This window comes from Vibrio sp. Vb1755 (genome assembly GCF_033338635.1).
Classification (GTDB): Bacteria; Pseudomonadota; Gammaproteobacteria; order Enterobacterales; family Vibrionaceae; genus Vibrio; species Vibrio alginolyticus.
Genome location: NZ_JAWOTA010000244.1, coordinates 1 through 1,200 on the forward strand (window position 1 = coordinate 1; position 1,200 = coordinate 1,200).

1 protein-coding gene and 1 pseudogene are annotated in these 1,200 nt (G+C 45.5%); both read right to left on the reverse strand.

Translation table 11 applies throughout. The features are described from left to right. On the reverse strand, positions 1–959 hold a 959-nt coding region (locus tag R7E00_RS24250), incomplete at its 3' end, for an FIST N-terminal domain-containing protein (protein WP_318124798.1). A 139-nt stretch (positions 960–1,098) separates the two neighbouring features. Beyond that, positions 1,099–1,200: pseudogene (locus tag R7E00_RS24255) on the reverse strand (2-haloalkanoic acid dehalogenase); the annotation flags it as partial.

Here is a 1,200-nt window from a genome sequence, read left to right on the forward strand (position 1 = left end):
ACTTCATCGCTGCTATCAATAAAATCCAGCCGTGAGGCGCAGTTGTAAATCGTCACTACTTCTGGCTGATGCATAGCAAGTTCCACCACCCCATGACGCACTTGTTCTAACGTCAGAGAAGGATGGTTATAACAAAACTGAACCTCATCACCGAGGCACCACGGCCTATCGAAACTCATGCTTCCATCGGCGTGAAGTTCTGTGACGGTACAAACTTCCTTGCGCCCCAACGTTTCTCGATACAACGGGAAACTGAGTAATTGGTTAATCGTCACGTCGTGCCCGTCGGCAAGATAATGCTTATAAACATCGAGGGCTTTACGCTCTCCTAAGCAATACAAGCGCGTGCCTTTCGCATGCGTCACTTTGTGCGGCATGCCGATTGGGTTCCACTCGGAATACGCGTCTGTCCAAGTTTTCAAAGTATCACTGTGCAAAGCCACTGCCACTACGGCGTTGTCGTATGTCTGGTTTTGATAGAGCACCCAACAGCCGTCTTCTATGGTCTGCGCTAATCCACCAGACACTCGCACGTTTTCGGTCGCAAAAGTTTGATACAAAGGATAATCACGACGTTCGATTTGCACGGCAAAACTGATGATGACTTGAGAGTTGCTTTGTAACTGCAGCGAACGTTTGAGCTCGCCACCGTCTATATCGGGAGAGAAAGAATACGCTTGGACGGCAGACGTTAGCGTGGTTTGGCCAAACTCAATCAGGTTGATGAGGCAGCCAGAGGTAAAAATGTCGCCATCCAAAATTACATTGCGAGTACTGTGACCGATGACATGAGCATTGGGCAACATCGACAAAACCGCTTTGGCGAGTGCAGCCGCACATTCTCGCGATTGCGTAGACAAAATTTGCACCAAATACTGTTTATCTGGGTGCAACTGAGAAGTGACTAAAAAGTCATTAAGCTGACTTACATCGTGGACCCGTTTGGAAAAAGCTCGCATGTACCCTACTACTGCCGTAACACTATTTTCACCACGATGAGTGGCGTCGTTATTTTTACTTTAGGCTTAGTAATTTACGTTTCTTTTTGATGCTTTTCTAGGCACAAAATGACTTTAGAATGGATTAATGCGAAAGCAATTAAAAAAGTGTGAGTAACGGCTGCAAACTATTGATTTCAATGTCAGGTAACGTACGTGTTCTTGAATGATTAATGACATTTCTATTCATATCATTAAACCA